The sequence below is a fragment of the Streptomyces turgidiscabies Car8 genome (genome assembly GCF_000331005.1).
In the GTDB taxonomy this organism is placed as follows: Bacteria; Actinomycetota; Actinomycetes; order Streptomycetales; family Streptomycetaceae; genus Streptomyces; species Streptomyces turgidiscabies.
This window is the reverse complement of sequence record NZ_AEJB01000361.1, coordinates 103,225-117,783: the sequence shown is the minus strand read 5'-3', so window position 1 is coordinate 117,783 and position 14,559 is coordinate 103,225. Positions and strand designations below refer to the sequence as shown.

Annotated in this window: 11 protein-coding genes; 9 read left to right on the top strand and 2 right to left on the bottom strand. The window is 67.3% G+C overall.

Annotated features, from left to right (window positions below; translation table 11 throughout):
• Nucleotides 1–22 precede the first annotated feature (22 nt).
• From STRTUCAR8_RS24495 to STRTUCAR8_RS24485, 3 genes are all read left to right on the top strand, one after another.
• Nucleotides 23–388: a rhodanese-like domain-containing protein gene (locus tag STRTUCAR8_RS24495; protein WP_010358255.1), complete on the top strand. Its 366-nt coding sequence runs from the start codon at nt 23–25 to the stop codon at nt 386–388.
• Nucleotides 385–1,128, top strand: a complete 744-nt coding sequence (locus STRTUCAR8_RS24490; RefSeq protein ID WP_006378575.1) for a sulfite exporter TauE/SafE family protein — start codon at nt 385–387, stop codon at nt 1,126–1,128. The genes STRTUCAR8_RS24495 and STRTUCAR8_RS24490 overlap by 4 nt, the downstream gene beginning before the upstream one ends.
• Before the next feature lie 136 nt (nt 1,129–1,264).
• Complete coding sequence (locus STRTUCAR8_RS24485; RefSeq protein ID WP_010358256.1) at nt 1,265–1,840, top strand: rhodanese-like domain-containing protein; 576 nt, start codon at nt 1,265–1,267, stop codon at nt 1,838–1,840.
• A 112-nt stretch (nt 1,841–1,952) separates the two neighbouring features.
• Here the strand turns inward: STRTUCAR8_RS24485 and STRTUCAR8_RS24480 are convergent, their stop codons facing one another.
• Complete coding sequence (locus tag STRTUCAR8_RS24480; RefSeq protein ID WP_010358257.1) at nt 1,953–2,234, bottom strand: metal-sensitive transcriptional regulator; 282 nt, start codon at nt 2,232–2,234, stop codon at nt 1,953–1,955.
• A 154-nt stretch (nt 2,235–2,388) separates the two neighbouring features.
• On the opposite strand from STRTUCAR8_RS24480, the gene STRTUCAR8_RS24475 reads away from it, so the two are divergent.
• Nucleotides 2,389–2,820 carry a TetR/AcrR family transcriptional regulator gene (locus tag STRTUCAR8_RS24475; RefSeq protein ID WP_006379224.1) on the top strand — a complete coding sequence of 144 codons (432 nt, stop codon included), beginning with the start codon at nt 2,389–2,391 and terminating at the stop codon, nt 2,818–2,820.
• A 252-nt stretch (nt 2,821–3,072) separates the two neighbouring features.
• Here STRTUCAR8_RS24475 and STRTUCAR8_RS24470 read toward each other — a convergent pair whose 3' ends face one another.
• Nucleotides 3,073–4,080: a LacI family DNA-binding transcriptional regulator gene (locus tag STRTUCAR8_RS24470; RefSeq protein ID WP_006379104.1), complete on the bottom strand. Its 1,008-nt coding sequence runs from the start codon at nt 4,078–4,080 to the stop codon at nt 3,073–3,075.
• A gap of 339 nt (nt 4,081–4,419) precedes the next feature.
• On the opposite strand from STRTUCAR8_RS24470, the gene STRTUCAR8_RS24465 reads away from it, so the two are divergent.
• The 5 genes from STRTUCAR8_RS24465 to STRTUCAR8_RS24445 all read left to right on the top strand — a co-directional run bounded on the left by STRTUCAR8_RS24465 (nt 4,420) and on the right by STRTUCAR8_RS24445 (nt 14,237).
• Complete coding sequence (locus STRTUCAR8_RS24465) at nt 4,420–5,709, top strand: glycoside hydrolase family 1 protein (protein ID WP_010358259.1); 1,290 nt, start codon at nt 4,420–4,422, stop codon at nt 5,707–5,709.
• Between the two features lie 456 nt (nt 5,710–6,165).
• Nucleotides 6,166–7,173, top strand: a complete 1,008-nt coding sequence (locus tag STRTUCAR8_RS24460; RefSeq protein WP_010358260.1) for a Gfo/Idh/MocA family protein — start codon at nt 6,166–6,168, stop codon at nt 7,171–7,173.
• 237 nt (nt 7,174–7,410) lie between these two features.
• The gene (locus STRTUCAR8_RS24455) at nt 7,411–9,567 is read left to right on the top strand and encodes a DUF6351 family protein (protein ID WP_006378768.1); all 2,157 of its coding nucleotides are present in this window, start codon (nt 7,411–7,413) and stop codon (nt 9,565–9,567) included.
• Between the two features lie 1,299 nt (nt 9,568–10,866).
• Nucleotides 10,867–11,646: an ABC transporter ATP-binding protein gene (locus STRTUCAR8_RS24450; RefSeq protein WP_006378852.1), complete on the top strand. Its 780-nt coding sequence runs from the start codon at nt 10,867–10,869 to the stop codon at nt 11,644–11,646.
• Between the two features lie 80 nt (nt 11,647–11,726).
• Nucleotides 11,727–14,237: an ABC transporter permease gene (locus STRTUCAR8_RS24445; protein ID WP_006378563.1), complete on the top strand. Its 2,511-nt coding sequence runs from the start codon at nt 11,727–11,729 to the stop codon at nt 14,235–14,237.
• Nucleotides 14,238–14,559 lie beyond the last annotated feature (322 nt).

The window sequence follows — 14,559 nt, the reverse complement described above, 5'->3', positions numbered from 1 at the left end:
CCCGCAAGGAAGGAAGCGTGTGATGTTCCTCTTTCGCCGAAACGGGCCCCGTGTCACGGTCGACGAGGCACACAGCCGTACCAGCGGCGACCGGCCTGACGCCGTCCTGCTGGACGTCCGCGAGAAGCCCGAATGGAACTCGGGCCACGCCCCGGGCGCCATCCACGTACCGCTGACGAACCTGGTCGCCGGCGCCATCCTGCCCGCCGAGGCGCAGGGCCGTCCGCTGGTGGTGATCTGCCGCAGTGGACACCGCTCCCAGCAGGCCGCGAAGCTCCTCACCGACCGCGGAGCGCAGGTGGTGGACGTCGAGGGCGGTATGAACGCGTGGGCCGCCGCCGGGCACCCGGTCGTCGACGAACGCGGGAACAGCGGCCGGATAGCGTGACCGTACTCGTTCTCGCCCTCATCGCCGGGGCCGTCATCGGTCTCGCGCTCGGGGCCCTCGGCGGCGGTGGCAGCGTCCTTGCCGTACCGGCACTGATCTATCTGCTCGGCTTCACCCCGGCCGCCGCCACCACCGCCAGCCTGATCATCGTCACCGCCACCTCCGCCACCGCCCTGTACGCCCACGCCCGCGGCGGGAACGTGGCATGGAAGACAGGGGCGTTGTTCGCTGCGGCGGGCATCGTCCCCGCCTTTCTCGCCGGAGCTGTTGCAGGGCGCCTGCCCGAAGCGGTGCTGACGGCGGCGTTCGCGGTCATCGCCGCGCTGGCGGCTCTGCGTATGTTGCGTCCGTCCGCGTCCGGGCCGCCGGACCGGATCCGTCCCGGCAGGGCGGCTGGCGCCGGTGCCGGACTCGGCGCCGTGACGGGCTTTCTGGGGGTCGGCGGGGGATTCCTCGCCGTGCCCGCCCTGGTGGGCGTCCTGGGACTGGCCATGCGGCGGGCGGTGGGCACCAGCCTGCTCGTCATCACGGTGAACTCCCTCGCCGCGCTCGCCGCTCGCACCGGCACCGGTGGCGGGCTCCACTGGGAGGTCATCGGCCCCTTCACCGGAGCCGCGATCCTCGGAGCCTGGGACGGCAAACGCCTCGCGACGAAGATCTCCGGCACCACTCTTCAGAGAGTTTTCGCCGGCGTACTGCTGGCAGTGGCGGCCTTCATGCTCGTTGACGTGATCGTCTGAACACGAGGGCCGCGACCGGCTCAGACCAGGACCAGGAGAGCTTCTCCAGCCCCACCGCGCATCTCAGGACCGCCCTCAGTCCGGCTCCCGCCAGATCAAGCTCAGCACACTCCGACACACAAGGATGACATCTGCCATGACCACACCCACGGCCCTCGCCACCGACGAGGCGCGCACCCGCCTGCACGAACTGACCATCATCGACGTGCGCACCCCGGGCGAATACGCCGGCGGTCATCTCCCCGGCGCGCTCAACATCCCCCTCGACCAGATCCGGCGCGCGCTGCCCGACATCCGTCACGCCACCGACCGCGGCGACGTCCTGGTCGTCTGCGCCTCGGGCGCCCGCTCCGAGAACGCCTGCAAGATCCTCGCAGAGAACGGCGTCACCACCGCCACCCTGTCAGGAGGCACCGGTGCCTGGGCGGCCGACGGCCACGAGCTCCACCGCCCCCAGGGCGCCTCCCGCGCCACCTGGGGAATGGAGCGACAGGTGAGGCTCACCGCAGGAGTGACCGTGCTGCTCGGCCTGCTGCTCGGGCTCGTCGTCCACCCCGCCTTCCAGCTCATCTCCGCCGGCATCGCGGGCGGTCTGGTCTACTCCGCCCTGACCAACACCTGCGGCATGGCCGCCATGCTCGCCAAGCTCCCCCACAACCGCCCCCGCGCCGCCGACCTCGACAACACACTGGCCGCACTACGCAACCGCTGAACCACACCACAAAGGGGAGGGACCTGGCTCCGGATCCCTCCCCTTTCGTATCCAGGCCATGTGGCCAACAGCTCCGAACCGGGCGGGTGATCCGGCGTCGCGGCACCACAGCTCAGGCCAGAGAAAGGAACAGCTTCTCCAGCCGAGTACGCATCTGCTCCCGGTCACCGGAAGCAGCCATGTCCGCATCGGTCAGGCAGTGCTGCAGCCCCGTGGCGATGATCGCGAAACCGGCCTTGTCCAAAGCCCTGGACGCCGCGGCGAGCTGGGTGACGACGTCCTCGCAGTCCCGCCCCTCCTCGATCATCTTGATCACACCGGCGATCTGACCCTGCGCCCGGCGCAGCCGGTTGACCACCGTCTTCAGTTCCTCAGCCGCCATCGCCAGTTCCACAACCCACACTCCTTCGGTAAGATACCCCCTTGGGTATCTTACCGAAGGAGTAACCTCACCCGGGCAAAGGAAAATCCCCGTCGCTCCACCACCACCGCCCTCAGTGCCGATCAGGCCAACGCCCGCCCGTACGAGCTGACCGTCATCGACGGAGGTGGCACGGCGCGAACGCATTCTGGAAGTCGCTGCCGAGCTGGGCGCCGATGTGGCCTACGAACGAGTGCAGATGCAGGAGGTCGCCAAGGCCGCCGACCTGGCACTCGGCACGCTCTATCGTTACTTCCCCTCCAAGGTGCACTTGTTCGCAGCGCTGTGGAAGACGCATATCGACGGCTTTGTTGAGGACTGCTGGCAATCCCCTGGGAACGATCCGGGCGCCACCGTCGGCGATCGGCTGGTGGCCCTGACCCGGTCCTTGCTGGACCGGCCCCTGCTGTGCTCGGCGATGGTACGGGCCATCGCCGTCGACTATTCCGTCAACCCCGACTACCACTTTCGGTTCGCCGAGGACAGGCTGTGCCGGGCAGTGCTACACACCCTGGGCCGGGACGCCTCTAGGCCGCCTTTAGGGAGACGATTTCCGTGAGGGCGTTTGTGGCGATCAGCGAGGTGACCGGCTCAACGACTGCGCCTCGCCTGACCGTCGCATCGTGTCGCCGGATCCGCAGTAACCAGTCGCGCCCGGGTCCTCGCGCCGACGAGGCATTGCCGTCTCGATCTCATCATCCACAATAACTAAAGCGCGTTAGTAGCGCGCGCAAGCGCCATCCTACGCCCTCACCGCGGTCGGAGGAGACAGCATCCAGCCTGCTGCGGCGCGGCGGGGCGTGATCCGAGATCAGACTGAGCGACGCTCGATCACCCGGGTGACCTCAGGACCGATAGGGACGGGCCGTCCGTCGAGGAGACTGATGATCGCCTCGACGAGATGTCGTGCGGTGTCCCGCATATCTACTGCCACCATCGTCAACGGCGGGGCTGCGAGGCGTGCGGCCGGCGAATCGACCGCGCCGATCACGGCCAGGTCCGACGGCGCGGCTAGTCCTTGCTCGCGTAGACCCGCGAGGACGGCCAAGGCTGCCACATCGTCGTGGGCGCACACGCCGGTGACGGCGGGGGTCATCCCACGCCATGCCTCGACAGCGGCTCCGGCTCCCACCTCGTCGCAGGGAACAGCCAGAGCCACCGGGCCCGGCACACCGTGCTCGGCGCAGGCTCCCTGCAGTGCTTTCAGGCGCATCTCGCTCGCCTCGGCCAGGCGTTCGTCGTGCGGGCGGGCGTAGCCGAGCCGACGGTGCCCCGCCCTGAGCAGTCGCTCGACCTGCAGCCGGGCGATGCTGTTTTCCCGGGCTCCCCAGATCCACTGCGCGACGGGGTCGGACTCGGCGGTGAGAGAGACCACGGCGCGTACGCCATTGCGCCGCATCGCGGCGACGTCATTATCGGGCAGGTCCCATGCGAGGACGGCCACGGGCGTGATGACGGTCCACACATCACCATCGGGCCTGCGGGACCACGGATGGATCACCGCAGTGAGCCCGACGGCCGCGAACTCCGCCGAGAGAAACTCGACCAGTGTGCCCAGGTCGGTCAGCGGCAACTGAGGGGGCTGATAGAGGAGCACGACGTCACTCCGGCCGCGGCTGAGCGTCCGGGCCTCCGCCGAGGGGGCATAGCGCAGCCGGGCCGCCGCTTCGAGGACGCGCTGCCGCGTCGACTCGGAGATCGTCTGCCCCTTGGTGCCGTTGAGCACGAAGCTGACAGTGGCCCTGGAGACTCCGGCCTCCCGGGCGACGTCGGAACTGGTGACCCGGCCCTCCGGCCGAGCAGCGGCCTCGCCCGCCATCCATCGCCCCTTCCGCTCTTGTGGGTGTACCACGCCTGATGTACTGTACCCGCACTCACTAACGCGCGTTAGTGAATGAATAGTCGGTAGGGCGTCCCCGTGGCCACGGGGACTCGTCATGCCGCTCCGACAACCACCCCCTAAGGGCCCTGAGAGGGGCCGGTGCCAATCCACGGCTTACCCCTGAAGGGGCACGATCGGTTCTGCTCCGTGTTCCGGCGGAGCAGAACCCACGCAGCCCGTGCGGGGTTCGAGGTCGTCCGCAGACATGCAGATTCGTTCTGCTCGACGACCGCGCGCCTGATCCCTACGAACTCAGAACCTCAGGAGCTGCTGATCGTGCCCGAACCGTTGATCTTCCCCGAGCGCTTCCTTTGGGGGGCCGCGACAGCCGCACATCAGGTCGAAGGCAACAACGCGAACAGCGACTGGTGGGAATGGGAGACCGACCCAGCGCCCAAGGCGCCCATGGCAGGGCCCTCCGGCATGGCGTGCGACCACTTCAACCGTTACAAGGACGACATCGCGCTGCTCGCGGAACTCGGACTGAACACCTACCGCTTCTCCGTGGAGTGGGCACGAGTCGAGCCCCGCCAGGGAGAATTCGACCGCGAGGCGCTCCAACACTACGCCGACATGGTCGAGACCTGCCTGACCCACGGCGTCACACCGATGATCACGCTGCAGCACTTCACGTTGCCGGCCTGGGTCACCCACGCCGGAGCCTGGACCAATGCCGAACTCCCGGCCTGGTTCACGCGCTACACCAGGCACGTGATGGAACATCTACAGAACCGTGCTCCCTACATCTGCACGATCAACGAGCCCGGCAACATGATCACGCGGGGGTATCTGGGCACCTTCCCGACTCCGCCCTTCGTCCGGAACCTCGACGCGTTCGACGCCGCAGCCTCAGGAGTGATCGCCGCACACCGCAATGCCCGAGAGGTCATCCGTGAACTCGCACCCGGCGTCAAGGTCGGCATGGCCCATGCGCTGCAGGACTGGCACGCCAATCCCGGCGGAGTCCCAGCGATGGAATGGGCTCGGGAACTCCACGAAGACAGGTTCTTCGCCGAGACCGCCGACGACGACTTCATCGGCGTCCAGACCTACACCCGCCTCGACGTCAACGCCCCCCGCATCACCAAACCCCTCAGCGCGGCGCTTCTGCGCAGCCGTCGCCTTACGCAGTCGCTCGCCCTGCCGTACCTGCGCCGCCAAGCGGCAGCCGTGTCTGCGGAAGGAGCACCCGTCGGCGAGGGCCGCCGCACCCAGATGGGATATCTGTGGGCTCCTGAGGCGGTCGAGGCCACGACCCGGCGAGTGGCGGGCCTCTTCCCCGGCAAGGAGATCGTCCTCACCGAGCACGGTGTCGCGACCGACGTCGACAGCGAGCGTATCGACTACATTCGAGCAGGTCTGCGCGTCGTGCACCGGCTGATCGGCGACGGACTGCCCATCACCGGCTACGTCCACTGGTCACTGCTGGACAACTTCGAGTGGTGGGACGGCTACGGCCCCAAGTACGGGCTCGTGGCGGTCGACCGCAGCACTCAGGAGCGGGTCGTCAAACCATCGGCACATTGGTATGGCGACGTGGCCCGGATCAACCGGATGCCAACATGAGCCGCCGCCTGGGACACGGTACGGCTACCTCGGCATGAGCCGTTCGCCCGCTGGGTGGCGTGGCCGAGTCCGCCCTCGAAGCGGCGCCGACAGGCCTTGAGGTCTTCGATACCACATGCACGCAACTGGCCCAGGGCGAGCGTCGCATACGAATATCGGCGGCGCTGAACGACCAGATCGCGCCACGCACGGTCCAGGTCACTGCGCGCGTCAGGCGGGCGACCTAATTTGCATGCGGCTGCGGAGCAGGCGTCTCGATGAACGTCATGGACTGTGGCGAACGCACCTGGCCTGGCTCCACCATCCCCGTACCGCAGGACAACCGCCCGGTCGGCCTTGGATCAGAGCCAACGACGCCAGGTGGCGGTTCGTCGCCGCCGTAGGCCGCACCCACCTCGTGGTTCCGGTGCCCACAGCGCCATCCCATGATCACCATCACAGCAACAAGGAGTTCTCATGTCGTTCCGCTGGGGCATCGCCGGCACTGGTGTCATAGCAAACAGTTTTGCGGACGCGTTGGGCCGGTTGCCTGACGCCCACTTGGTCGCCGTCGGCTCCCGCAGTCGGAAAGGGGCCGACGCGTTCGGCGAGAAGCACGGCATCGCCGCGCGACACCGGCACGCTTCGTACGAAGATCTGGCCGCCGATGACACTGTCGACATTGTCTACGTCGCATCGCCCCACTCCCACCATCACGAGCACACGTTGCTGTTCCTGAACGCGGGGCGTCCAGTGTTGTGCGAGAAGGCGTTCTCGCTGGACGCGGAGCAGGCCGCTGAAATGGTGGCTGTGTCCAGGGAACGGGGCCTGTTCCTGATGGAGGCGATGTGGAGCCGGTTCCTGCCGGCCTATGTCAAAGTCAGAGAACTGCTCGCCGAGGACGTCATCGGTGAAGTCCAGTCCCTGGAGGCCGACTTCGGCTTCCAATTCCCGGCGGACCCCGAACACCGTCTGTTCGATCGCGCGCTGGGTGGCGGTTCCCTGCTCGACCTGGGTGTGTATCCCCTATCGCTGGCCAGCATGGTGCTGGGTACGCCCGACCGGGTCACGGCGTACGGCACACTCGGCTCGACCGGCGTCGACGAGCATGTCGCTGTCCTCTCCGGGTACGACAGTGGGGCGGTCGCGCTGGCCCAGAGTTCCATGCGGGCGAACCTCGGTTGCACAGCCCGTATCACCGGCACCGAAGGTCACATCGAACTGCCGTTCCTGATGCACTGCCCGGACGAACTGACCGTGCAGACGCGGGGCACCACCGAACGCCTGAGTCTGCCCGCCGCCCGCGAGGGCGACGGCGACGACACGGCGGGCGGCGGCCTGCACCGCCAGATCCGGCACGTCCAGGAGCGGCTACGCGCAGGGGAGTTGGAGAGCGAGATCATGCCTCTGGACGAGACCGTGGCGGTGATGCGCACGCTCGACACCGTGCGCGACCAGATCGGCCTGAGCTACACCACTCACTGACGTTCCCGCAACCAGCCAGCCATACGGATGCGTTCGGGGTTACGGCCACTCCGCTGCCGTAACCGCGTCCGAGGGGATCGGTACGGATCTCCGCCGCCTGATGTGGCCCGCACCCGTGGAGCCGCTTGCGGCGTCGCTACTCAACCGAAGCCGGAGAAGCCGATGGCTCACAGTGCAGAACGGCCCCCAGGCAGGCTCACGCCACGGGCCAGAACCAGATGGCTGGTTGTTTTCGTCATGGCTTTCGATCTCATGCTGACTGGAATCGCGTACTCCGCCTCAGGGGAATCGCCTCAGATCAGGGTGCTGTCGAATCGCGCGGATCTGGTGTCCGGGGGCGACGCCCTCGTCGAGGTGGCCCTGCCTTCCGGGGGAACACCAGAGAATGTGCGCGTGGACGTGGACGGCCGGGATGTGACATCCGCTTTCGCCGTCCGGCCGGACGGCCGCTTCCTGGGCCTGGTCACCGGCCTCCAGGTCGGCGAGAACAGGATGACGGCCCGGACACAGGGGGGCGCGGCAAGCCTTACCATCACCGGCCATCCCATCGGCGGACCGCTGTTCGCCGGGCCACAGGTACAGCCGTGGGTGTGCGCGACCGAGGAGAACGGCCTCGGGAAGCCGCAGGATGTCGCGTGCAATACTCCAGCGAAGTACAAGCTCTTCTACAAGTCCTGGCTGACCGGCCAGTTCACCGCATATGATCCGAAAAGACCGCCCGCAGACCTCGCATACACAACGACGGACCAGGGCAAGCGGGTCGCGTACGTCGTACGCCGGGAACGCGGCGTGATGGACCGTGGCATCTACGACATCGCGGTGTTGTACGACCCGGCCAAGCCGTGGCAACCGTGGGCACCGCAAGGCGGCTTCAACGGAAAACTCCTTGTGCCGTTCGGCGGCGACTGCACGCCGCGGCATTCACAGGACGCACCCATGGAGAACGTTCTCAACGACACGGCTCTGTCCCGCGGGTTCGCCGTCGCGGTGTCCAACCTGAACATGCTGGGGCAGAACTGCAACGACGTGGTCTCCACCGAAGCGCTGGTGATGCTCAAGGAGCACTTCGTCGAGAACTACGGCCCGATCCGCTACACCATCGGGCAAGGCTGCTCCGGCGGTTCCATGCAGCAGCACTGGATCACCTCCAACTACCCCGGTCTGTTGGACGGCATCCTGCCCTCCTGCAGCTTCCCCGACGTCTGGTCCACGCTGCAGGAGGCCGAGGACTGTCACGTACTCGACCACCACTTCGACAGGTCTCCATTGTGGGCGTTGACCACCCACAGAACCGCGGTGACCGGCCACGCGTTCGAGACGGTGTGCCGGACACTCTGGGACAACCCGACAGGCAACGGGCAGTACTCCAAGACCTGGTTGGACCCGGACAACGGGGCCGGCTGCCTCGGCGGATTCCTGGCCGGCCACACCACTCTGGAGCCCAATCGCTCGTGGGTGTACGACGCCGAGGCAAATCCTGCCGGTGAGCGGTGCACTCTTCAGGACTACGCCGTGGCCGTCTGGGGCCGAAGGCCCGCGAGTTCATGGGGGCCGGTCGAACAACGCATCCAACGCGGTTTCGCCAACCGGCCGTACGACAACACCGGTGTCCAGTACGGCCTGAAGGCCGTCGAGTCCGGCACGATCACCGCTGAGCAGTTCGTCGACCTCAACGAGAGCGTCGGCGGGCTCGACATCGACTGGAAGTGGCAGCCGGAGCGTAGTGAAGCCGACCCTGCGGCGCTGGAAGTCGCATACCGCTCCGGTCGGGTGACCTACCCCCGCGAGGCGGCCAAGGTCCCCGTCATCGATCTGCGCTCTCCCGGCAACTGGGAGATCCACAGCGACTTCCACAGTTACGCCATGCGTGCCCGCTTCGACCAGGCCAACGGTGGCCATGACAATCAGATCATCTGGACGGGTGTGCCTCCGGTGCAAACCGACGGCGATGCCCGCGAGAAGGCGTTCCTGCTCATGGACAGATGGCTGACCCGCATCGAAGCCGACACGTCCAACGACCCGATCGAGACCAAGGTGGTGCGCGACAAGCCGGCCGACGCTGTCGACGCGTGCTGGATCGGCAACCGCAAGATCTCCGATATGTCCGTCTGCCGCGCCACCTACCCTTACTTCGGTGTGCCCCGGACTGCGGCCGGGGGCCCGACGGCCAACAACATCCTCAAGTGCCAACTCAAGGAACTCAACCGGGACGACTACACCGTCGACTTCTCCAACGCCCAATGGGGCCGACTGCGGAAGGCCTTCCCCGAGGGGGTGTGCGACTACCGCGAGCCAGGCGTGGCCCAGCAACCCTCTCTGCCGTGGCTGACCTTCTCCGGCGGGCCGGGCGGACAGCCACTGGGCGCTCCGCCGGAGTCCGCCCCTACACCCTGAAAGGCTTCCCCTCATCCGGTGCCCACGGTGTCCCGCATCCCCAGCTAAGCGCTACACCGTGGGCGCCCAGCACCCTGTACGTCTCGATGTCCCACCCGGTGTACTACTCGCCCTCGGAGACGAAGCGGCCACGCGTGTCCTGGATGATCGCCATGAGCCCGCGCTCGGCCGCGGCAACAGATTGAGAGGCCTGGCCATGAAGGAGGTCTGCTTGCCGTTCAGCAGCCGACTCGGCAGCACCGGCCATGGCCCCGTCCCACCCAGACGGTGGACGTCCGCGCGCAGCACCATCCCGTCAAGCAACATCGGCCCGGATCGCAGTAGGCTCCGTAGCCCCGGCAAGCGCCCGGTCGAACTGCCGCCGTCCTCGCCGAGGAAACCATCTGCAACCCGTGGTGGAGACGCGCACCGGCCGACGCCAGCCGCGCCTGCTGGTCATCTGTCTGCACGGCACCGGACTGTGCTACCACAAGCCCACGCCCCTCGGCCCACAGGAGCCCTGCTTCGCCGCCGCCCCGGTACCCCGTGCGGCCAGCAGACGGCGTGCTCGGCACGCAACCGGACCAGGATCTCCGCCTGGCCGGGTCCGAACAGGTCCTGATAGAGGTGCTCGGCCAGCGCGAAGCAGAAGGCGCGGTGATCCCCTATAGAGTCAAGGGTCGGTCTGCCATCATCAAGGGCGATGACGGCCAATCCACCGAGTCCGGGCCGAAGAGGCGACCACTGCGGTGTGGGCCGTGGGAATGCACAGGCTGACGACGAGGGCAGTTGGGTGTGCGGTAGACATGGCAGGGAGCCCGCTTGCCCGCCCAACCGCCCCACCTCGGCCGAACGGCCAGGAAACGAAGCGGTCGCAAGCGTCCTCGGCCGAAAGGCTGATACCCCGCGCGCGTAGGTCGCAGCCTCTGGCGCGTCTCCTGTGCGGGGATCTGCCTTGCATCAGTGAGCTCGAGGTGAGTTTGGCACCTGACCTGCGCCCTAACGTCCCGGGGTGCAGGCATGCACGCCGTGCCAATCCAGGGACACCATCCCTACCGCGTGCCAGTTTCTCAGGCTGTTTCGCTGGGCGTCATCCCAGGAGCTGATGCGACGACATACCTGAGGCTGACGAAACCCTTTCTCGCATCAGCCTCAGGTGGTCGGCAATTCAGCTGATCCGCAGGATCTGTGGGAACCGGACGATAGAGAGGTTCCCAGCGGGATGGACCCGGACTCTCGCGTCCATGGGCCTCTTGTGGCCGTTTGCACGGCCCGTGGCACGTGCCCCTCGCTGTCTCTATCCCGATCGGAGTGCTACCCATGATCACTAGCCCGTCCACCGGCCCCCGCGCCGCCGCCCCTGCCATCGCCGCCCGCGCCACTGAGCTCTCCAAGGTCTACGGACAGGGCGACACCAATGTGGTGGCCCTCGATCAGGTCAGTGTCGGCTTCGGGCAGTCCCAGTTCACCGCGATCATGGGGCCTTCGGGGTCCGGGAAGTCCACGCTGATGCACTGTGTCGCGGGGCTGGACAGCTTCTCCTCCGGCTCGGTCCGCGTCGGTGATGTCGAGCTCGGGTCACTGACGGACAGGCAACTCACCAAACTCCGCCGGGACAAGGTCGGCTTCATCTTCCAGGCGTTCAACCTGCTGCCCACCCTGACCGCGTTGGAGAACATCACGCTCCCGATGGACATCGCGGGCCGGACACCGGACAAGGAGTGGCTGGACAGCGTCATTCGGATGGTCGGTCTGTCGGGCCGGCTCAGCCACCGCCCCGCCCAGCTCTCCGGCGGCCAGCAGCAGCGCGTCGCCGTCGCCCGTGCGCTCGCCTCCAAGCCGGACATCGTCTTTGGGGATGAGCCGACCGGCAACCTGGACTCACGCTCGGGCGGCGAGGTCCTCGGCTTCCTGCGTGACTCGGTACGGGAGCTGGGCCAGACCGTCGTCATGGTCACCCATGATCCGGTCGCCGCTTCCTACGCGGACCGGGTCGTTTTCCTCGCCGACGGCCGGATCGTCGACGAGATGTACGAGCCCACCGCGGACGGGGTCCTCGACCTCATGAAGTCGTTCGAGACCCCGTTCCGTACGAGCTGAGCGGCCCGCAGCAGAGCCGACCAACCGGTACGCACCCCCTCCGTCCTCAGCTCCCCTCACTTCACCGGGATCACACCACCATGTTCCGCACAGCGCTGCGCAACGTCCTCGCGCACAAGGCCAGACTGCTGATGACCGTGCTCGCCGTCATGCTCGGCGTCGCGTTCGTCTCCGGCACTCTGATCTTCACCGACACCTACACGAACTCCTCCAGCAGCCAGAAAGCCAAGAGTTTCGCCCACGTGGACGTCCAGGTCGACCCGGACCCCAACCACTACTCCGATTCCCCCGGCATCAGTCGGAAGACGCTCGAAGAGGTCGCCCGTGTGGACGGGGTCGCCGAAGCCGCCGGGCGGGTCGACGGACTCGCCTACGTCTCCGACAGAGACGGCGGACTCATCGGCGGCGCGTTCAACTCGGGCGCCAACTACGCGCCGGGCAAGAACGGCAAGGACCCGCTCTACGCGTTCACCGAGGGTGGCGGTCCCACAGAGGCCATGCAGATCGCGCTCGACAAGGACAGCGCCGACAAGGGTGGCTACCATGTCGGCGACACCGTGCCTGTCGCTCTGACGGGTCCGGCCAAGAAGTACAAGCTCTCCGGCATCTTCACCACCGAGGACCAGCTGGTGGCAGGAGGCGGCAGCCTGGTGCTGTTCGACACACCGTCCGCACAGCGGCTCTACCTCCAGCCGGGCTTCTTCGAGAACGTCACCGTCACCGCCGCCCCCGGCGTTTCGAGCACCAAGCTCGCCGCCGCCATCGGCAAGGTACTTCCGGACTCCGCGAAGGCCGAGACCGGTCAACAACTCGCCGACGCCGAGGCAAAATTGGCGGAGGGAGACGCCTCGCTGCTCAGTGGGATACTGCTTGCCTTCGCCGGTGTCGCGCTCTTCGTCAGCGTCTTCTTGATCGCCAATACCTTCACCATGCTGGCTGCCCAGCGCACCCGGGAACTCGCTCTGCTGCGTGCGGTCGGCGCCTCCCGCAGGCAGGTCACCCGTTCCGTGCTGATCGAGGCGATGGTGGTCGGCGCGGCCGGTGCGGTCGCTGGGCTCGGGCTCGGTGCCGTCATGGCCGCCATAGCACAGTCAGTGGTCGATTTCGGCGGAGGGAAGCTCCCGGACGGGCCGCTGATCGTCACGTCGACGACTGTCCTGGTCTCAGCATTCGTCGGTGTGCTGGTCACCATGGTGGCCGCCTGGCTGCCGGCCCGTCGCGCAGCGAAGATCCCGCCGGTCGCGGCGATCAGCAGCGCACACCTGCCCTCCACCATCAGGTCCCTGATCCTGCGGAACGTGTTCGGCGGCATCCTCACGCTGCTCGGCGCGGCGGTCGTCGTCGCGGGCGCCGGGACCGGCGGCTCGCGCGGCGCGATGATCGTCGGGTTCGGTGCCTTCCTCGCGGTGATCGGTGTCCTCGTGCTGATCCCGTTGCTGTCCCGGCCGGTGATCGCGCTCGTACGGCCGCTGCTGCGGCGGGGCTTCGGTGTCTCCGGCACGCTCGCGGGCCAGAACGCCGTACGCAACCCGCGCCGTACCGGCGCCACCGCCTCCGCACTGGCCATCGGCCTCACACTGGTCAGTGCTCTGACCGTGCTCGGCGTCACTGTCGGTCAGTCCATGGACAGGATGACCACGGACATCGTCAAGGCCGACTATATGATCACGACCACTGCTGTGGACCTGGACACCTCGGCGGTCGCCGCCGTGCGCAAGCTCCCCGGCGTCAGGGCCGTGTCGCCAGAGCAGCAGTCGTGGATGCAGATCGACGGCATCCAGGAGGATGTAACAGCCATCGCCCCGGCGGAGTTCGACAAGGCACTCGACCTTCCGGTGGTCTCCGGCTCACAGGGCACGCTCGCCAAGGGGCAGATCGCCGTTGCCGAGGACGAAGCGCGATCCCACGGTTGGAAGGTGGGGGACACCCTGCCAGCGGTGTACGGGGACTCCGGCAAGAAGCGCAGGGTGACCGTCGGGGCTATCTTCGAGTCCAACGAGGTCGTCTTCCCTGTCGTCGTCTCCGCGGACGTGATCGAATCGACCCTCGCGGCGTCCCTCTCCAAGATCTACGTCAAGACGGACGGCAGCACGGACAGGAAGGCGCTCGCTGACGCCCTCCCCGGGCGCCCGGGGATCAAGATCGACGACCAGCAGGCCATCCGCAACGAGTTCAGCGGCACATACGATGCTGCGCTCAACGTCTTGTACGCACTGCTCGCGATCTCCCTGGCCATCGCGGTGCTGGGAGTGGTGAACACCCTCGCGATGTCAGTCTTCGAACGACAGCGCGAGGTCGGCATGCTGCGAGCCGTCGGACTCGACCGGCGAGGCGTGACGCGGATGATCCAGCTGGAGGCCGTGGTCATCTCCCTCTTCGGCGCGGTCATCGGCATCGGAGTCGGTTCCTTCCTGGGCTGGGCCGTCTGCGAGATCGTAAAGGCGGACATCCCCGGGTACGCGCTGGTGCTGCCGTGGGGCCGGTTCGCGCTCTTCCTGCTGCTGGCAGCGCTCGTCGGACTCCTGGCCGCCATGTGGCCGGCCCGCAACGCGTCCCGACTGAACATGCTCATGGCCATCAAGACCGACTAGACGGAGGGAATCGCCGTACGGCCGTAGGCACATCGATGTGCCTACGGCCGTACGGTTGTGTGGCGAGCACGGGGCCCCCAGGCCCAACAGGTCAGTCTTCGGTGGGTCCACTGACTCCTCCTGCACACATCCTGCGCAGCCCCCGCCTGACGCAGTCGCTCGCCCTGCCGCCCCTGCACCGCCAGGCGGAAGTCGTCTCACTGGCGGAAGACGCACCCGCACCCGCTGACGGGATCCCGCGATGCACGTAAGCGTATCGACTACATCCGAGCAGGTCTGCGCGTCGTGCACCGGCTGATCGACGACGGACTGCCCGTCACCG

Excerpts from the sequence above, each read along its gene's own strand:
- STRTUCAR8_RS24445 (WP_006378563.1), top strand. The coding sequence starts at position 11,727 with ATGTTCCGCACAGCGCTGCGCAACGTCCTCGCGCACAAGGCCAGACTG.
- STRTUCAR8_RS24495 (WP_010358255.1), top strand. The coding sequence starts at position 23 with ATGTTCCTCTTTCGCCGAAACGGGCCCCGTGTCACGGTCGACGAGGCA.
- STRTUCAR8_RS24450 (WP_006378852.1), top strand. The coding sequence starts at position 10,867 with ATGATCACTAGCCCGTCCACCGGCCCCCGCGCCGCCGCCCCTGCCATC.
- STRTUCAR8_RS24470 (WP_006379104.1), bottom strand. The coding sequence starts at position 4,080 with ATGGCGGGCGAGGCCGCTGCTCGGCCGGAGGGCCGGGTCACCAGTTCC.
- STRTUCAR8_RS24485 (WP_010358256.1), top strand. The coding sequence starts at position 1,265 with ATGACCACACCCACGGCCCTCGCCACCGACGAGGCGCGCACCCGCCTG.
- STRTUCAR8_RS24455 (WP_006378768.1), top strand. The coding sequence starts at position 7,411 with ATGGCTTTCGATCTCATGCTGACTGGAATCGCGTACTCCGCCTCAGGG.
- STRTUCAR8_RS24460 (WP_010358260.1), top strand. The coding sequence starts at position 6,166 with ATGTCGTTCCGCTGGGGCATCGCCGGCACTGGTGTCATAGCAAACAGT.